The organism is Actinomycetota bacterium, from assembly GCA_030776625.1.
In the GTDB taxonomy this organism is placed as follows: Bacteria; Actinomycetota; CADDZG01; order CADDZG01; family WHSQ01; genus MB1-2.
In genome coordinates, this window is record JALYHL010000005.1 from 248,145 (window position 1) to 265,070 (window position 16,926).

General features: G+C 66.4%; 16 protein-coding genes. 12 read left to right on the forward strand and 4 right to left on the reverse strand.

Features of this window, described 5'->3' with window-relative positions:
* The 6 genes from M3N53_10240 (at window position 1) to M3N53_10265 (ending at window position 6,613) form a co-directional block, all read left to right on the forward strand.
* A complete protein-coding gene (locus M3N53_10240; protein MDP9068705.1) occupies window positions 1-1,875 on the forward strand; it encodes a type II secretion system F family protein in 1,875 nt (624 codons plus the stop codon).
* A gap of 1 nt (window position 1,876) precedes the next feature.
* A complete protein-coding gene (locus M3N53_10245; protein ID MDP9068706.1) occupies window positions 1,877-2,806 on the forward strand; it encodes a type II secretion system F family protein in 930 nt (309 codons plus the stop codon).
* 45 nt (window positions 2,807-2,851) lie between these two features.
* A complete protein-coding gene (locus M3N53_10250) occupies window positions 2,852-4,252 on the forward strand; it encodes a hypothetical protein (GenBank protein MDP9068707.1) in 1,401 nt (466 codons plus the stop codon).
* 191 nt (window positions 4,253-4,443) lie between these two features.
* On the forward strand, window positions 4,444-5,226 hold the full coding sequence (locus M3N53_10255) for a response regulator transcription factor (GenBank protein MDP9068708.1): 783 nt from the start codon (window positions 4,444-4,446) through the stop codon (window positions 5,224-5,226).
* On the forward strand, window positions 5,223-5,915 hold the full coding sequence (locus M3N53_10260; protein ID MDP9068709.1) for a response regulator transcription factor: 693 nt from the start codon (window positions 5,223-5,225) through the stop codon (window positions 5,913-5,915). Before M3N53_10255 ends, M3N53_10260 begins: the two co-directional genes overlap by 4 nt.
* A 77-nt stretch (window positions 5,916-5,992) precedes the next feature.
* Entirely contained in the window at window positions 5,993-6,613 is a 621-nt protein-coding gene (locus M3N53_10265) for a class I SAM-dependent methyltransferase (protein ID MDP9068710.1), read from the forward strand.
* A 10-nt stretch (window positions 6,614-6,623) separates the two neighbouring features.
* Here the strand turns inward: M3N53_10265 and M3N53_10270 are convergent, their stop codons facing one another.
* The 3 genes from M3N53_10270 to M3N53_10280 are packed head-to-tail and all read right to left on the reverse strand — an operon-like array spanning window position 6,624 to window position 9,572.
* A complete protein-coding gene (locus tag M3N53_10270; GenBank protein MDP9068711.1) occupies window positions 6,624-7,613 on the reverse strand; it encodes a prenyltransferase in 990 nt (329 codons plus the stop codon).
* Window positions 7,606-8,322 (reverse strand): class I SAM-dependent methyltransferase, encoded by a 717-nt coding sequence (locus M3N53_10275; protein MDP9068712.1) that lies wholly within the window; start codon window positions 8,320-8,322, stop codon window positions 7,606-7,608. The genes M3N53_10270 and M3N53_10275 overlap by 8 nt, the downstream gene beginning before the upstream one ends.
* Window positions 8,316-9,572, reverse strand: coding sequence for a glycosyltransferase family 4 protein (locus M3N53_10280; protein ID MDP9068713.1), 1,257 nt, complete (start codon window positions 9,570-9,572; stop codon window positions 8,316-8,318). Before M3N53_10280 ends, M3N53_10275 begins: the two co-directional genes overlap by 7 nt.
* Before the next feature lie 42 nt (window positions 9,573-9,614).
* Between M3N53_10280 and M3N53_10285 the strand changes: the two genes are divergently transcribed.
* Window positions 9,615-10,775, forward strand: a complete 1,161-nt coding sequence (locus tag M3N53_10285; protein ID MDP9068714.1) for an acyl-CoA dehydrogenase family protein — start codon at window positions 9,615-9,617, stop codon at window positions 10,773-10,775.
* On the opposite strand, the gene M3N53_10290 is transcribed toward M3N53_10285, so the two are convergent.
* Window positions 10,772-11,470: a TetR/AcrR family transcriptional regulator gene (locus M3N53_10290; protein ID MDP9068715.1), complete on the reverse strand. Its 699-nt coding sequence runs from the start codon at window positions 11,468-11,470 to the stop codon at window positions 10,772-10,774. The two genes, M3N53_10285 and M3N53_10290, sit on opposite strands and share 4 nt — an antisense overlap.
* A gap of 99 nt (window positions 11,471-11,569) precedes the next feature.
* Here M3N53_10290 and M3N53_10295 point away from each other — a divergent pair, with 99 nt between their 5' ends.
* From M3N53_10295 to M3N53_10315, 5 genes are all read left to right on the forward strand, one after another.
* The gene (locus M3N53_10295) at window positions 11,570-12,571 is read left to right on the forward strand and encodes a hypothetical protein (protein ID MDP9068716.1); all 1,002 of its coding nucleotides are present in this window, start codon (window positions 11,570-11,572) and stop codon (window positions 12,569-12,571) included.
* A gap of 73 nt (window positions 12,572-12,644) precedes the next feature.
* Window positions 12,645-13,142: a DUF2007 domain-containing protein gene (locus M3N53_10300; protein MDP9068717.1), complete on the forward strand. Its 498-nt coding sequence runs from the start codon at window positions 12,645-12,647 to the stop codon at window positions 13,140-13,142.
* Between the two features lie 10 nt (window positions 13,143-13,152).
* Window positions 13,153-14,559: a class II fumarate hydratase gene (fumC, locus tag M3N53_10305; protein MDP9068718.1), complete on the forward strand. Its 1,407-nt coding sequence runs from the start codon at window positions 13,153-13,155 to the stop codon at window positions 14,557-14,559.
* 69 nt (window positions 14,560-14,628) lie between these two features.
* Complete coding sequence (locus M3N53_10310; protein ID MDP9068719.1) at window positions 14,629-16,056, forward strand: LCP family protein; 1,428 nt, start codon at window positions 14,629-14,631, stop codon at window positions 16,054-16,056.
* Between the two features lie 307 nt (window positions 16,057-16,363).
* The coding region (locus M3N53_10315; protein MDP9068720.1) for a hypothetical protein at window positions 16,364-16,926 on the forward strand (563 nt) is incomplete at its 3' end.

Consider the following 16,926-nt stretch of genomic DNA (forward strand, 5'->3'; position numbering starts at 1 on the left):
GTGCACAAGACAATGGCCCTCGTCGCGGCAGGGATCGTGCTGGCGCTCGGGCTTTCTCCCGCGACGGCGGCGGAGAGGGCCACGATCGCCGACGCGGAGCGCAGCGACGGCCGGATCACCTTCACCGTGAGCACCCCCGGCGGGCCGCTGCTGACGTCGGGCGATTTCGACGTCACCATCAACGGCCTTGCTACCGACGGCGTGGTGGCCATCGCCGACTCGAGCGAGACCAGCCCGGGAGGAGTCGCCCTCGTCGTGGATAGCAGCGGGAGCATGGAAGGACGCCCGATCGCCGAGGCCAAGAAGGCGATCACCTCCTTCGTCGCCGACATGGCCTCGACGACCCAGCTCGCGCTCGTCCCGTTCGCAAGCGAGGCGTCCATAGCGTCGAGGTTTACCGACGATCACAGCCGCATCGTCTCAGCGGTGAGATCCCTGACCGCCAGCGGCGAGACCGCTTTGTATGACGCAGTTATCACCGCCGCCGAGCTCGTGAAGGCCCGGCCCCCGCAGCACCGCAACATCGTCCTGCTCAGTGACGGCGCCGACACCGCGAGCGCGGCGACGCTGGACGCAGCGGTTGAGGGGGCGAAGTCGGCGCAGGCGACGGTCTTCGCGGTAGCCCTGGAGAGCCCGGAGTTCTCCGCCGATTCGATCAGGGCCCTCGCGACCGAGACAGGCGGCCGGTTGTTCCGCACGGCCGATTCCTCGAAGCTGTCAGACCTCTTCGAGAGCCTTGCAACGGAACTCGTCAGCAGCTACACGGTCAGCGTCCGCGATCCCGACCCCGGGGCGAGCTTGGTCGAGGTCGAGGTCTCGGTGCATGAGGAAGCGGGAACCGTGACCGGGTCAAAGACCTTCCGCCTCATGCCCGCGCCGTCGGCCGCCGGGAACCTGTTCCCGTCGTTGATGGACATCCCGCTTCCGGTGCTTCTCCTTGTCGTGTTCCTTGCGGCGGGGCTGCTCGCCCTCATCACCTCGGAGCAGCTCCGGGCAAGACGCTCGTCTCCCGCACAACGAGTCATGTGGTACGCCGACGACGGCAGCGAACAGGTGGACTCAGAAGCACTGATCAACGCCGCCGTTCTCAAGAGGGCGCAGGAGTTCGCCACGCAAGTGGCGGGTCGGACGGGTCACCTACAGCGTCTCGAACGGGCGATCGAGGTGGCTGGCATGAGGTGGCATGCGGGCGAGGTTCTCGTCATCAGCGGAGTCGTCGCCTTCATTGCCGGGCTGCTGGCGTTCTCGTTCGGAGGAGTCTTCCTCGCGTTCTTGCTCTTCCTGGTGGGGGCAGCGACGATGCCTGTGATCGTCAAGATCAAAGCGGCCCGTCGCCGCAGCGCCTTCTACAAGCAGCTTCCAGATGTGCTGTTGGTGATGGGTGGCGCTCTGAGAGCGGGATACAGCCTTCAGCAAGCCATTGGGGCCGTCGGCGAGGACGTCAAACCGCCCGCGTCCGAGGAGTTCCGCCGGACGATGGCGGAGGTCCGGCTTGGCAACCCCCTCGACGTTGCGCTGAAAGCGTTGGCCGAGCGGGTCGCCATCGTCGACTTCCAATGGACGGTGCTTGCGATCGAGATCCAGAGAGAGGTGGGGGGCAACCTCGCCGAGGTTCTCGAGACGATCTCAGAGACGATCCGCGAGCGCGAGCGCCTGCGCGGCCAGCTCAAGGCACTGACGGCCGAGGGGCGGCTCTCGGCCGTGGTGTTGGGCGTCCTGCCGTTCTTGATGGCCGGTTTCTTGCTCCTGACGAACCCCGGCTATCTGCAGCCGCTCTTCAACAGCGCGATCGGACTTCTGATGATCGCCGGGTCCGCGTTCATGATGACGATCGGGTTCTTCTGGATGCGCAAGATCATCAGGATCGAGGTCTGACATGGCGCCTGAGTTGATGAAGCTGGCCAGTCTCGCGCTGACGTTCGCCGGGGTCAGTGCCGTGACATACAACGTCATGAGGACGCGGGCGCAGCGGGCAACGATCCGCGCAGGCCTCGAAGACGCGCTGCTGGACAATCGGGCCGTCGCCGCGAGTAGGGAAGCGACGATGAGAGGGCCGTTCAGCACGCGAGTCATCGGTCCGCTGGGGAAGAAGGCGGCGCGTCTGGTCTATCGGTTCGGACCGAAGGGCCTAGCGGAGCAAACGAGCAGGCGGTTGGTGCTGGGCGGCGTCTCCGAGCGCCTCGACGTGGATACCTTTTTCGCCATCGCCGTCGGGTTCCCGCTCATGGCGCTCGCCCTTCTCGTCACGTTGAGCTCGTCTGGGCGCGTGGCGCCGCTCTTGTGGCTGATCATCCCGGTGACGGGCTTTCTCCCGAAGATGTGGCTGACGAGCAAGGTCGAAGCGAGGCAGCGGGCCGTCCGGCTCGCGTTACCCGACACGCTCGATCTGTTGACGATCGCGATCGAGGCGGGGCTGGGATTCGATTCCGCGCTCGCGCGCGTGACCGGCGCGATCCCGGGGCCGCTCAGCGACGAGCTTTACCGGATGCTCCAGGAGCTTCGGATCGGGGTCCCGCGCGAGCAAGCTCTCCGGAATCTCGCCGAGCGGACGGAGGTAGACGATCTCGACCAGTTCATCACTGCGGTGGGGCAGGCGGACGCCTTCGGGATCTCGGTCGGGCGCGTCCTGCGCGTTCAGGCCCACCAGCTGCGGCAGAAGCGCAGCCAGATCGCCGAGGAGAAGGCCGCCAAGACTCCCGTGAAGCTGTTGTTCCCTCTGCTCGTGTGCATCTTCCCGACCCTGTTCACGGTTCTCGTGGGGCCGGCCGCGATCAACATCATGAAATCGCTGATGTCGGCGATCTAGATGTTCGAACGCTGTCAGGCGGGTACAGGGCGAGACCGATATCGGGTGAGGGCGGCGCTGTTCCTTGTGCCGTTGCTTACTGCTTGCAGCACGTCCTTTACCACCAGCGCCGACCGACCTCGCGCGGCCGAGAGAAAACCCGTCGACGAAGTGGTGCGAGCGTGGCTTCAGGATGTGACCGGCGGACGCGGCATCAACGAGCTCGCAGAGTGCACCGGAAACGACGATCTCCTCACCGGGAAGCCCAGTTCCCCAGCGCCGGATGGGTCCGACACCCCTGCTGAGTGGGGCGGGAGGAGGGCCGTGCACGATGTCGCCGCAGCCGTCGAGAAGATCCGCCGGCTCCAGTTCCGCCACCCGGTTCGCCCAAAGTTCCTTGCGGCTAAGGATTTCACCTATCGCTTTGCCGACCCGCTCCTGTCGTGGACGGCCTCAGACGCGTTCGCGCTTCACGGCCGGCTCCTGTCGGCGCTCGGCGCGGCACCCTCGTCGATGGATCTGCAACAGATCTCGCACCGCGTCACCAGCGAAGGGCTCGAGGGTCTCTACATCCCGGCGAGCGAGAAGCTTCTGGTCCGGACGAGCGACGAGCGGGGGCTGTCTCCGCGCACTCGTTTCGTGCTCGCTCACGAGCTCAACCACGCCCTCGTTCACCAGCGCGATCTGTTGGGGCTGGCTGCTACCTCACTGCATGATCAGGATGCGGGACTTGCAAGACTCGCAGTCATAGAGGGCGACGCGACGTTGACGATGCACCGCTATGCGAGCCATGCGCTTTCAACCGCCGATCGCATGTCAATCTTGCGCAACCGTTCTCACCCTCACAACCCGACGGCCGACCTGCGCGACCTTCCGCATTACCTCCAGCGACAGGGGTCCTTCCCCTACGACCGGGGGCTCGAATTCGTTTGCGAGCTCCTAGGAGACGGAGGGTGGAAGGCGGTCGACGCCGCGCATCGAAACCCGCCGACGGAGAGCGCGCAGGTCCTCTTTCCCAGTCGTTACCGCTCAGGTGAAGAGGGCGGGGATCCGCGCGATCTCGCCGGTCTGCCGGCGCCGTGGCGGCTTGTTGTAGACGATGTCTTCGGGGCAGCGAACCTGCTGTGGCTGTTCGAGGCGCCGAGTGGCGACGAGGCCCGCTCTCTCGACCACTCGCTTGACCGAGCCGCAGCGTGGTCGGGTGGAGAGCTGAACGCGTGGACGAAGCGGGGGGCGATCGCGGTCGGCCTCGCCCTCGTGCAGCGAGCCGGCAACCGGAGTTTGTGCCGGTCCATGCGCGCCTGGTACAGGGCGAGCTTTCCTGGCGTGACAAGCGTCAAAACGCGCCCGGGAGAGGTGCTTGCCGTCGATGGGGGGATGCAGGACGCCGTCATTCGGTGCGGCGGCCGCGACGTCAGAGTCGGAATCGCCCCGACCCTGTCGGAGGCGCGGGTCCTCGCTCGCTAGTCTCCTGGTAAGCGCCTAGAGGTCAGGCTCGACCTGTCCAGAGTCCGCGCGCGCCGGCACCCACAACGGACTAGCCCGACCGGAGGGGTGGTCAGCTGGCTCCATCCTCCAAAAGGGGGGGTCTCTTCCCCCGACGGGGTTGATTTCTTTTGGTCGCTGCCCTCTAATACGGTCACAATTGCGTAACGTACGTGAACGACTACAGAGGGCTACTGGACATGGCTGGTGGCAACGCAACGTCGTCGGATCCGGACCACGCGGTACTCGCGCGGCAATCCACGACCGAGCCTCCGTTGCGGGTCGCCGTGGTTGACGACCACAAGCTGTTCGGAGAAGCCATGGAGATGGCGCTGGAGGACAAGCCAGGAGTGACGGTCGTCGGAGTCGCCGCCTCCGCCCGGGAAGGGATCGAGCTCGTCCGCCGGACCCAACCGGACATGGCGCTGATCGACTACAGGTTGCCCGATCTTGACGGGATCGACCTGGGCAAGCAGATCCTCGCCGCATCCCCAGAAACGAAGGTCGTGATGCTCACCGGCAGCAGCGAGGCGTCTACCGCCACCGCTGCCTTTGACGCAGGTTTCCACGGATTTGTGACGAAGAGCGGGACGTTCTCAGACGTGATCAGCGCGTTCGACGAGGTGCGGTCGGGCGGAGTGATGCGGCAGCCAGCGGTTCACACGCGGCGGAGAGCGGTGCCGGATGAGGGTGCCATGGGCTTGCTGGCGGCCCAGCTCACCGCCCGTGAGCGGGACGTCCTAGCGTTGCTGGTCGAGGGAGCGAGCAGCAAGGAGATGGCGCGTCGCCTGTCCCTGCGACCGAACACGGTTCGGACACACGTACAAAACGTCCTCACGAAGCTGCAGGTCCATTCGCGGGTCGAGGCCGCGTCGCAGGCGGTGCGCTACGGGGTGGTCTCCGTGAACACCCGCGACGCGAACTCGAGCCGCAGCCGTCTCGCTAGGTCCACGTGAGCCAGCCGACGAGCGAGATCCGCGTGCTCGTGGCCGACGGCCTGCCGGTATTCGCGTCCGCCGTCGGGCACGCTCTCGACCGTCACGCTGACTTGAAGGTCGTAGGGCGCGCTCATTCTGGACGCGAAGTCGTCGCCGAAGCGGGCCGCGTCCACCCCGATGTCATCGTGTTGGATGCGGACATCGCCGACTGCGGCGCGATCGATGCCGCGCGGCTGGTGCGGGAGACGGACAGAACGTGCCGCGTCGTGATGATCGCGGCGGAGGAGAACGGAGAAACGCTGGCGCTCGCGATCGAGGCCGGCGTCAGCGGATACGTCAGTAAGGAAGCCGCGCTAGGTGAGCTCGTGGAGGCTGCACGCGCTGCCTACAAAGGCGAGAGTCAGATCCCGCGTCCGATGTTGGGTCCGCTGCTGGCGCGGCTCGTGCAGCATCGGAAGGAGCGGGACAGAGTGACCGACCTGACCGCCCGGCTCACACAGCAGGAGCGGGCGGTGCTCGCGTTGCTCGCCGACGGCGCGAGCAACCGAACCATCGCTGCTCAGCTGACGATCAGCGTGCAGACCGCCCGTACGCACGTTCAGAACATCCTGCGCAAGCTCGAAGTGCACTCTCGGCTCGAGGCGGCCGCGCTGGTGATGCAGAACGCCGTGGCCCCTGAGCTGGCGACGCAGACTTCCGCCGTGTGAGCGGTATCGACCGCTCCTTTACCTACGTCGTGGTGACGTCGCCGCTCCGCTGACTTGGGTCTGGTCTGATCTTCCACATGGACCCCCGGCTTCGAGATGCTGCGCAGCGGGCGATCGGCTTCATGCCAGACGACGAAGGGATGGCGCTCTACGACGCAGTGCTGCGGGCAGCGCCGCTGGGACCGATAGTCGAGATCGGGAGTTACTGCGGGAAGTCGACCCTCTATCTAGCCGCGGCGGTGCGGGACTCGATCGCGGACGCGGTGGTGTTCTCCATCGATCATCACCGGGGGTCTGAGGAGCATCAACCCGGGGAGAAGTATCACGACTCGAGGCTGGTGGACAGCGAAGGCAGGGTCGACACCCTCCCGGTGTTCCGCGACACGATCGAACGCGCCGGCGTTGGTGATGTCGTGGTTGGGGTGGTCGGCCACTCGCATGTGGTCGCGCAGGCGTGGGCGACGCCGCTGGGCGTGGTCTTCATCGACGGCGGCCACAGCATGGAGACCACGCAGAGGGACTACGACGGGTGGTCGCGTCACGTCGTCACCGGGGGCCTGCTCGCGATCCACGATGTCTTCCCTGATCCGGAGGAAGGGGGACGGCCACCGTTCGAGATCTACCGGCAGGCGATGGAGTCCGGCCGCTTCGAGGAGCTATCCGAGCAGGGGAGCCTGCGCGTTCTGCGCAGGTCGTGAGCCGCCGAGGCTAGAGGCAGCGTGCCGTGATCCCTCCTGCCAGAGCGTCGGCCGCGAGCACCACGGCTCCGGAGCCCCAGGTCGGCTTCTGGCGCGGCCACACGGTGCCGTCTGGGAAAGTCGCCCCGATCCAGTAAGCCCCGTCGTCCTCGCGTAGATGCTGCACCCACTCCAGAAGCATGTTCGCCTCGACGTGGAGGCCCGCCACCCACAGAGCCAACACGAGCTCCGCCGTCTCTCCCGCCGTCACCCAAGGACGATCCGAGACGCAGCGGACGCCGCGCCCGCGGATCACGAACGACTCCCACCGCTCGTTCAGTCGCAGCCGCGCCTCGGCCCCCTGCACCACCCGCGCCAGGACCGGGTAGTACCAGTCCATCGAGAACCTGTCCTTCGGCTGGAACTCAGAACCGGCCCCGCGGATGGCCTTGCCCAGCGTTGCCAACGTCAGCTCCCACTCCGGCCGGTTGCGGCCGAGAGCGGCCGCGACCAACAGTGCGCTTCTGATGCTCATGTAGATGCAGGAGCACGAGGTGAGCAGCGCGCTCGGCCACATCGTGCCGCGGGCGTCTCGCGCCCATGCGATCGCACCGGTCCGGAGCTGTAGCGCCAGCGTGAACTCCAGCGCCCGCTCGATCACCGGCCACATCAGTTCGAGGAAGCAGCGGTCGCCGGTCGCGAGGAAGTGATGCCAGCTCCCGAAGGCGACGTAGGAGCTGAAGTTGGAGTCTCGCGTGTGGTCCACGATCTCGCTGCCGAGGTAACCGGCCGCCCACGACCCATCCGGCTGTTGCGTTCGCGCCAGCCACTCGTACGCGCGCGTCGCAGCGTCGCTGCAGCCCCCGACATCGAGTGCCATCGCGGCTTCGACGTGATTCCACGGGTTCGTGACGCCCCCCGGCAGCTCCGGGATGGCGCCGTCGCGGGCTTGCACCGATCCGATCGCCTGCACGGTCTGATCGAGCTGGACCCGCGTTAGCGCCGGAACGACCTCAAGCAAGGTTCTTCTCCGCGTAGACGACGAAGCTCTTGCCGAGCAGCGGGTTCATCGCCCGCTCCAGCAGCTCCAGCGAGCGAGCGCCGCTTTCTATCTGCCACACGAGCATGCGGTGGTACAGCTTGGGAAGCGGTGCGTCTTCGTCGCGGACGCCGCTCGCGCACTTGAGCCACCAGTACGGCGCGTGCAGGGCATGTGCGTGCGCGGTCCGCCGGGCGCTCAGTCCCTGCCGCTTCAGCTTCGTCAGTAAATCTTCCGCCCGGTAGATGCGCACATGTCCGCCATCGTTCGAGTGGTACTCGTCCGATAGCGCCCAGCAGACCTTCTCCGGCCACCACCTCGGAACCGTGACGGCTGCGCTCCCGTGCGGCCTCAGCACGCGCTCTATCTCTTGCATGGCGGCGGTGTCGGCGGGGATGTGCTCCAGCACCTCGGAGGCGATGACGTGGTCGAAGGTGGCGTCGGCGAACGGCAGGTGGGTGGCGTCGCCACACAACAGTTGCGCGGCCGCGGAAGGAGGCACCCGCCCCTCGGCCAGCAGCGCGGCGCAGATCGACGCCACCTCCTCGAGCAGCCGCCGATTCAGATCGACCCCGACGACGCGCGCGCCTCGCTCGAGGGCCGCGTAGGTGTGACGGCCGGCGCCGCAGCCGAGATCGAGGACGTCTTCACCCGGTTGCACCTGGAGGAGGTCGAGGTCGACCGTCAGCACCAGCCGATCACCCGCTCGTACTCGCGGGTGGTCGCCGCCGCCGACGAACGCCACGTAAACCGGTCGAGGATCCGTTGCCGTCCCGCGTCGGCGAGCCGGCGGCGAAGTTCGCGATCGTCCAGGATCCTGCCGATCGCTGCTGCCAGCGCACCGGGATCTCCCGGGGGAGTCACCAATGCGGCCTCGCCGTCGGGTCCCACCACCTCCGGAAGCGCGCCCGCGTCCGTCGCGACGAGGGCGGTCCCGGACGACATCGCCTCGGCGGCGGGTAGCGAGAACCCCTCGTACAACGAGGGGACGACCGCGACCTGTGCCTCGTGATACAGCTCGACGAGCCTCAGCCAGTCGACGCGTGTCTCGAAGGTGACCACGTCTTTCAAGCCGAACCTCTCGATCGCCCTCGCCACGGGCCCGCCGACGGCGGCGGCCCCCACGACCACCAGATGCGCATCCTCGTGCTCGGTCCGCACCTTCGCGAGCGCCTCGATCAGGTAGACCAACCCCTTCAGCGGGACGTCTGCGCTCGCTGTGGTGACGATCCGCCCCGGGATCGATACGTCGGCTGCAGCGGGCCGGAACAGGTCGACGTCGACGCCGTTGTGCACCACGGTCACACGATCGGAGGCGAGGCCGAACGCATGGACGGCGTCTAGGCGCGCGGCATCCGAAACCGTGATCACCCGCGGAAGCCGCCTTCCGACCCTCGCCTGCATGCGGGTGAAGCCGTAGAAGCGCCTGAGCGAGGCGCGCCTCTTCCAGGTCTGGGCGCGGGTGAGCTCGATCTCGCGGTCGATCGAGCAGGGGTGGTGGATCGTCGCGACGACGGGGAGGCCCGCGTTTTGGACGCGCAGCAAGCCGTAACCCAGTGATTGGTTGTCGTGGACGATGTCGAACCGACGACGCTGTTCGATCAACATCCGCGCCGCTCGAAGCGTGAACGTCAGAGGTTCCGGGAACCCCGCGCCGCACATGATCCCGAACTCGAGGTAGTCGATCGCGTCGCGGAACTCGTGGCGGGCCGGCACCCTGAACGGATCCTCGCTCCTATACAGGTCCAGGCTCGGCACGGTGACGAGCTCCACGCCCTCTTGGACATCGGGATAGGGCGGCCCCGAGAACACCGTTACCTCGTGGCCGAGGTCGACGAACGCTTTCGAGAGGTAGCGGACGTAAACGCCCTGGCCCCCCGAGTATGGGTTGCCGCGATACGTGAGAAGCGCGATGCGCAGGGGCCGCCCGGGCGTCTTCATGAGGCCGAAACTGTAAGCGCAGGCACGGGTAGCATCACCGTCATGACCGAGGGCTTGTCTTTCCACATGACCCAAGAGCAGGAGATGTTCCGGCAATCGGTGCGCGAGCTGGTGCAGGACAAGATCGCGCCGCGAGCCGCCGAGATCGACGAGGCCGACGAGTACCCACACGACGTGGATCAGGCGCTCGTACAAGCGGGGTTCGCCGGCGTGTCTTATCCGGAGGAGTACGGCGGGGCGGGTGGAGGAGCCGTAGAGCTGTGCATCCTGGTCGAGGAGATCTCTCGCGTCTGCGCCGGCGTGTCACTGATTCCCGCCGTCAACAAGCTGGGCGCGATCCCGGTTCTCCTCGCCGGCACGGACGAGCAGAAAAAGAAGGTTTGCACCGGTCTCACCAACGGAGATCATCGGATGTCCTACTGCCTGACCGAGCCGGGCTCGGGGTCCGATGCGGCCGCCATGCGCAGCCGCGCAACGCGGGATGGCGACGACTGGATCCTCAAGGGCTCGAAGAGGTTCATCACGGGGGCCGGAGCATCCGACCTCTATACGTACTTCGCGGTGACGGATCCGGACGCGCCCAAGGGCCGCAACATCACGTGCTTCCTCGTCTCGAGTGACATGGACGGCTTCGAGCTCGGCCGCAAGGAAGACAAGATGGGCATCAGGGGATCACCTACGCGCGAGGTGCTCCTGAACGACGTTCGGGTGCCTGCCGAGAACGTGGTGGGCGAGGTGAATCAAGGCTTCCGTCTCGCGATGCGCACGCTGGATTTCTCCCGTCCGACGGTTGCGGCGCAGGCTCTAGGCATCGCGCAGGGGGCGTTCGACTTCGCCGTCGCCTACTGCCGCGAGCGCGAGCAGTTCGGCAAGCCGATCGCCGGCTTCCAGGGGATGCAGTTCATGTTCGCCGACATGGCGATGAGCATCGAGACGGCCCGGATGGCGGTGTACAAGGCCGCCTCCTCCGTCGACGAAGGTGCGGCGGACGTCTCCTACTGGGCCGCGATCGCCAAGTGCTATGCATCGGACGTAGCCATGGCGGTGACGACCGACTGCGTGCAGGCGCTGGGCGGTTACGGCTACATCCGCGAATACCCGGTCGAACGCTTCATGCGCGACGCGAAGATCACGCAGATCTACGAGGGGACGAACCAGATCCAGCGCGTGGTGATCGCTCGCCAGATCTTCGGCAAGGTCTAAGAGCCTGTCGTCTCCGGCGTCTGATCCCCTGAAGGCGCGAGAGCCTTGATGTAGAGCTCCTTGGCTTGACGCACGACTCGGGCGAGCATCTCGTCGCCCTCGAACGCGATCGCATGGCCGATCCCGTTCACGGCGGCAAGGTTCAAAAGGTAGGCGGCCATCTCGGGGTCGGACGTGTGGATGTAGCCGAGGCGTACCCCCTCGCGGATGACGCGAGCCAACAGTTCGGTGAGACCGCCGGTCAGCAGCGCGTCATCGGACGCGATGCCGGCGCGCCCGGCGTGCCGAGCCATGACCTCGCAGACGGCTCGGCGGCCGAGGCTGTAATCCACGGTCCCATCCAGAAGACGTTCGACGACCTCTTGGTAGTCGACGATCTGACCGGTTGCCTCTTCTTCGGCCAACACCGCTGCGGCTACCTCCGCGAAGCGATCCAGCAGCCCCGTCTCGAAGTCCTCCTGCAGCGCCACCAGGATGGCCTCCTTGGACGGGAAGTACAGATAGACCGTCCCCGCCGCTACTCCGGCCTTCCCCGCGATCGCTTGCACCGTGGTCACGTCGAAGCCCCGCTCACGGAACAGCTGCGTGGCAGCGTCGAGGATCTCCCGCCGGCGTTGATCCGGCGCTTTGGTCACGCGTGGCCGGCGGGCCTGGTCGAGAGCGCGGCCTTCCGGGGCCGGATCTGACTGAACCATATTCAGCACGGTAGCAAAGAACGGGTTCCGCCTCCCGATTTGACATATGAATGAACGTCATTCAGTATCTACTGAACGTCATTCAGTGAAGGAGGGGTCATGAGCGTGTGGAGCCAGCCACCCGGGGGGTTCACCCATCAACAGCGCCGCCAGCGCAGGAGGTGTTGGATCCAAGCTCAGCTCGCCGTCCTGGCGGTGGCGGTGATGTCCGTCACCACCATCGCGGGTTACCGCTGGATCACGGCGGTCAATCCGGTGGATCGCTCTCATGCCATCGACCTCTTCCGGGCGGAGCGCACCGATCTAGCTGTCGGTGGACGCTCCGAAGGCCCGCAGGACGCACCCAACCAGCAGCCACCTCGCCGCAAGCCGGACCGCGCTGAGGCGGAGAAGGCGGCGCCTCTCACGCGGCTGCGTCCGGGCGGTGGCTCGACCGCGTCATCGCGCGTGCAGCATCCGACCACCGCTAGACGATCACCCCGCGCCACGGGAGGGAGTGTCGAGCACGGGGTAGCCCCGCCGGAAGAGGGGGTGTATTCGTGGGCGACGGAAGGTCACGAGCAGGTCGGTGGCGCACGCCGCGAGTTCCCGGCTGAGACACAACGGATCATCACCGTCGGCCAGGATCAGACCTGGAACCAACACCACTACTTCTCGGATGAACGCCAGATCTGGACGGCGTTCCGGGCGGGCTCAACCGGAGTCGAGATCACGCAGCAGCGCAACAAGGTGACTTTCGGCCCCGTCACCAGGGAGTCCGAGATCGACTTCAGCCCGCCGATGTTGGCCGCGCCGCGCTCTCTTCGCGTCGGTTTGGAGTGGCACGGCGAGTGGACGGGGGAGACGTATGGGAGCTACGCGAGCGAGGTGTTCGAACACACATCGATGGCTATCGGGGGTGAACGCGTCGAGGTCTGGGGGATGACCTATGTGATCGATCTCCGCGGTGAGCAAGAGGGTCAGGTCAACGCGGAGGTGTGGTTCGCTCCGGGGCCAGGTCTTACGGTCAAGGAGCACTACGTCCAGGATGTCGACTCCGGCGGCGCTCGCTACCACGCGGAGTGGACGCAGACGTTGAAGTCATTGCAGCCGAGGCAGTAAACACCGAAGGCGTTCACGACTCCTGGCGTCGGCCGCCGCTTTATCGATGCAGACGCGGGAATAGGCTGGATGTATGACGACGATGTTGGCGGGCAGGCCAGTAGGAGGTACCGGTTCGCTTCCCCCCGCCCGCGACGCGGGCGACGAGGGAGGTGGCGGGGGCTCCGGCTGGGTGCGCTTGCTGACGGCGGCCAACGACATCGAGGCCCACCTCGTAGCGGGGCGGCTCTCCGAAGCGGGGGTGGAGGTGCGGGTCGTGAAAGACCGCTCCGCTCCGGGTGCCTGGTTGTATGGCGGCTCGAACCCGTGGGCGCCGGCGACCGTCATGGTGCGCCAGCGTCAGCTCGTCGACGCACGGATGGTGATGGCCGAGGTGTCGTTCGAGGGCCCGGCGGCCGAGAGCAAGGGGATCGAGCCGAACGTCACGGGGTTCAGGCGGCCCGTCGTCGTGTGGTCGCTGGCTCTAGGACTTGGGGTCTTGCTGACCAGCCTCGCTCTCGCCCGAACCGCCGACGCCGTCGACCGCTGCGATCTGCCGCTTCTGTGTGGCGACTACGTAACCAGCCCCTAGGAGTTCTGGAGTGACGGGTTTCAGGACCGACAAGGACAGTCTCGGCGAGGTGCGCGTACCCGCCGACGTGCTGTGGGGGGCGCAGACGCAACGCTCCATCGAGAACTTCCCGATCGGCCGCGATCGCTTCGTCTGGGGCCGCCCCGTCATTCGGGCGTTCGGGCTGCTGAAGAAGGCGGCGGCCCTGGCCAACGGAGAGCTGGGCGAGCTATCTCAGGACAAGGTCGAGCTGATAGCGAAGGCAGCCGATGACGTGATCTCCGGGAAGCTGGACGATCAGTTCCCGCTGGTGGTGTGGCAGACCGGTTCCGGCACGCAATCCAACATGAACGCGAACGAGGTGATCGCCAACCGCGCGATCCAGCTGGCGGGCGGCGAGATCGGCTCGAAGAAGCCGGTTCACCCGAACGACGATGTGAACCGCGGCCAGTCCTCCAACGACACCTTCCCGACCGCGATGCACGTCGCGGTCGTCGAACAGGTCGAGGATGTCCTCATCCCGGCGGTTCAGGCGCTGCGCGACACCCTGCACGACAAACAGAGCGGCTACGACGACGTCGTGATGGTGGGCCGGACCCATCTCCAGGATGCGACCCCGGTCCGGCTGTCGCAGGTGTTCTCCGGGTGGGTGGCGCAACTGGACGGTGCCCTGGAAGGCATCCGCCGGTCGCTGCCGGGCGTCTGCGAACTCGCGATCGGTGGGACCGCCGTGGGAACGGGGCTGAACGCGCACCCGCGCTTCGGCGACCTGGTCGCAGCGAAGCTGGCGGAGGACACCGGGAAGCCGTTCAAGGCCGCGGAGAACAAGTTCGCCGCGCTGTCCGCGCACGACGCCATGGTCGATGTCAGCGCCGCGATCCGCACGCTCGCGATCGCGCTCTACAAGATCGCGAACGACGTTCGCTACTACGCGATGGGGCCGCGCGCCGGCATCGCGGAGCTGAAGATCCCGGAGAACGAGCCCGGGTCCTCGATCATGCCGGGCAAGATCAACCCGACGCAGTCGGAGGCGATGACGATGGTCTGCGCGCAGGTCATCGGAAACGACGCCGCCGTCGCCTTCGGCGGCTCTCAAGGGGCGTTCCAGTTGAACGTCTACAAGCCGCTGATGCTGCACAACGTCTTGGAGTCCGCTTCTCTGCTGGCGGATGCCGCTCGCTCCTTCAACGACCATGCGGCCGTGGGCATCGAGCCGAACCGCAACGTGATCCAGGACCACCTGGAGAACTCGCTCATGCTGGTTACCGCGCTCAATCCCCACATCGGGTACGAGCGGTCGGCCGAGATAGCTCTGCTGGCTCACCGGGAAGACATCAGCCTCCGGGACGCCGCGGTCAAGCTGGGGTACGTGACCCACGAGCAGTTCGACGAGTGGGTGAAGCCCGAAGACATGACCGGGCCCACCGCCGCCGACTGAGCCTTTCTCAGTAGAAACATCACAACTTGCAGGCGTTGTTGTTCTAGCGCGGCTCGATAATCGACCACGATGAGGAACCCGTTCAAGCGAGACCCCGATCCATTCGCCGCGAGCCGGTACGACGGTGTGTTGCGGGGTGTCCGGGTGCGCGAGCGCAAGCACCCCTGGTGGCACTGGACGGTACTTGCATCTTTGTTGTTGATCACGGCCGTCGCGGGCTACGGCGCGTTCAAGTACTACGAGACGCAAGGCGACGTCCAGGTAGATGTTCCCGAGGTCCAACCCATGGCAGAGCTGGCGCCGTTCAACGCCCTGCTCGTGGGCTCGGACTCCCGCGGCGACCTCACGGAAGAGGAACAATTCGAACTCGGCGCCGATGCGGTCGAGGGGGAGCGGGCCGACACGATCATCCTGGCCCACATCGATCCCGCCGCGAACCGGGTGACGATGGTCCAGTTCCCGCGCGACCTCTACGTCCCGATCCCGGACATGGGGGAGAACAAGATCAACTCGGCTCTGGAGCGGGGGCCGAACCATCTCGTCCGTACGATCAAGGACCTGACGGGACTGGAGATCAACCAGTACGTCCAGGTGAATATCGCGGGCTTCCGCGACGTCGTCGACGCGCTGGGCGGGGTCGAGCTGTGCATCACCGAGCCGATCCCGTTCGATCCGAAGACGGGGATAGAGGTCGCGGAAGAAGAGCTCGGGATGGTGAAGTTCGACGGCGACCGGGCGCTGCGGTTCGTGCGTTCCAGGAACTTCCCCTCGGGCGACTTCGCACGCATCCAGAACCAGCAGCGCTTCGTGGCCGCCGCGATCAACAAGATCACGTCGACCGAGACGCTGCTGAGCCCGGGGCGACTGCTCGAGCTGGCGGACGTGGCGGGCGACAACCTGAAGACGGACAAGAACACGACGATCCTGGGGCTGCGGAAGCTCGCCCAGCGCCTGCGCTCGTTCGACCCCCAGCGCTACGAGGCCTACGTCGCACCCCACCTCGGCATCGGCAACATCGACGGGGCCTCGGTCGTGCTGCCCGACACCGAGGCGATGGAGGTCCTGTTCGAGGCGGTGGCGAACAACGAGTCGCCCGCCGAGGCGGACGGCGTACCCGGGATCGACCCCTCCACGGTCCGCGTCGGCGTCTACAACGGGAGTGGGATAGACGGAGCCGCGGAGCGAGCCGCCGCCGCGCTGGTAGAGGCGACCGACGCCGGGCGTGGCCCCGTCGAGATCGAAGAGACCGTGAACGCATCGCGCTTGAACCACAAGAGCCACGTGATCTTCTACGACCGCGCGAAACCCGAGACGGAGGCGATGGCCGAGCTGGTGGCGGCCGCGGTGCCGGGGACCCAGATCCAACCGCGCCGGCTGGCCCCGGGCATCGACGTCGCGGTGATCGTCGGCAAAAGGGAGTTCCAGACGGAGAGGGTGGTTCAGCTGGTGCCGATCGAGCTTCCCAAGCCGTCCGCCACCCCCTCGGTCTGTCGGTGAGCGGGCTATGCCGCCTCTTCGTGGGGGCCTCGCTGCGGGCTGGCCGATTTACCAGCATCTGGGTCGGTTTGCGGGGCTGTGGCAGCATCCGGGAGGCAGGGTGAACCAGTAGAACTACACGTTCGAGGGACGTGCCTCCCACTTGCGGGGGGCTTATACCCCCTGGTACGGTCACTCAGGACCGAACTTTCGCGGGTTCGGCTAGGGGTGTCTGGAGGGCGGAATGGCTTACGTACTAGGCCGCAGGGCCCGTAACACTTCCGTAGTTGCCGTGATGGTGACGGTGTTCACAGTCAGCATTCTCGTCATGGCCCTAGTGCCGTCCTACGCCGCCCACGTCACTCCCATCCCCTTTACTGGGAACCAGGCTTGCCCCGCCGGCTATCAGGAGATCAAGTTCGATTCCCAGGATGTCCCGACGACCGTAGGCGGCACCGCGATCCTCACCGGGCCCGGCGGCGTATCGATCACGATCACGACGACTGCGGGCAAGACCGGTCCCAACGAAGCCACTACGTTCAGCTGGGTGATGACTGCCGGCTTCACCTACACCACGGGAATCGACCAGGTCATCGTCAAGGCTGCGAATGGCGGTCTCCGGTACGTGTACGACCCAGAGGCCATATCGGACATTGGTCTGACCGGCGGGGGTCCCGGCATCAGCCACATCAGCTTCTGCTACGACCAGGACGTCATGACCACCACGACCCTGGCCCCGACGACCACGACCACGACCACGACCACGACAACCACCACGACCACGACAACCGCCCCGACCACGACCACCACGACGGTGCCGACCACGACGACGACCGCGCCGACCACGACGACGGCTGCTCCGACGACTACGACGGCAGCTCCGACCACGAC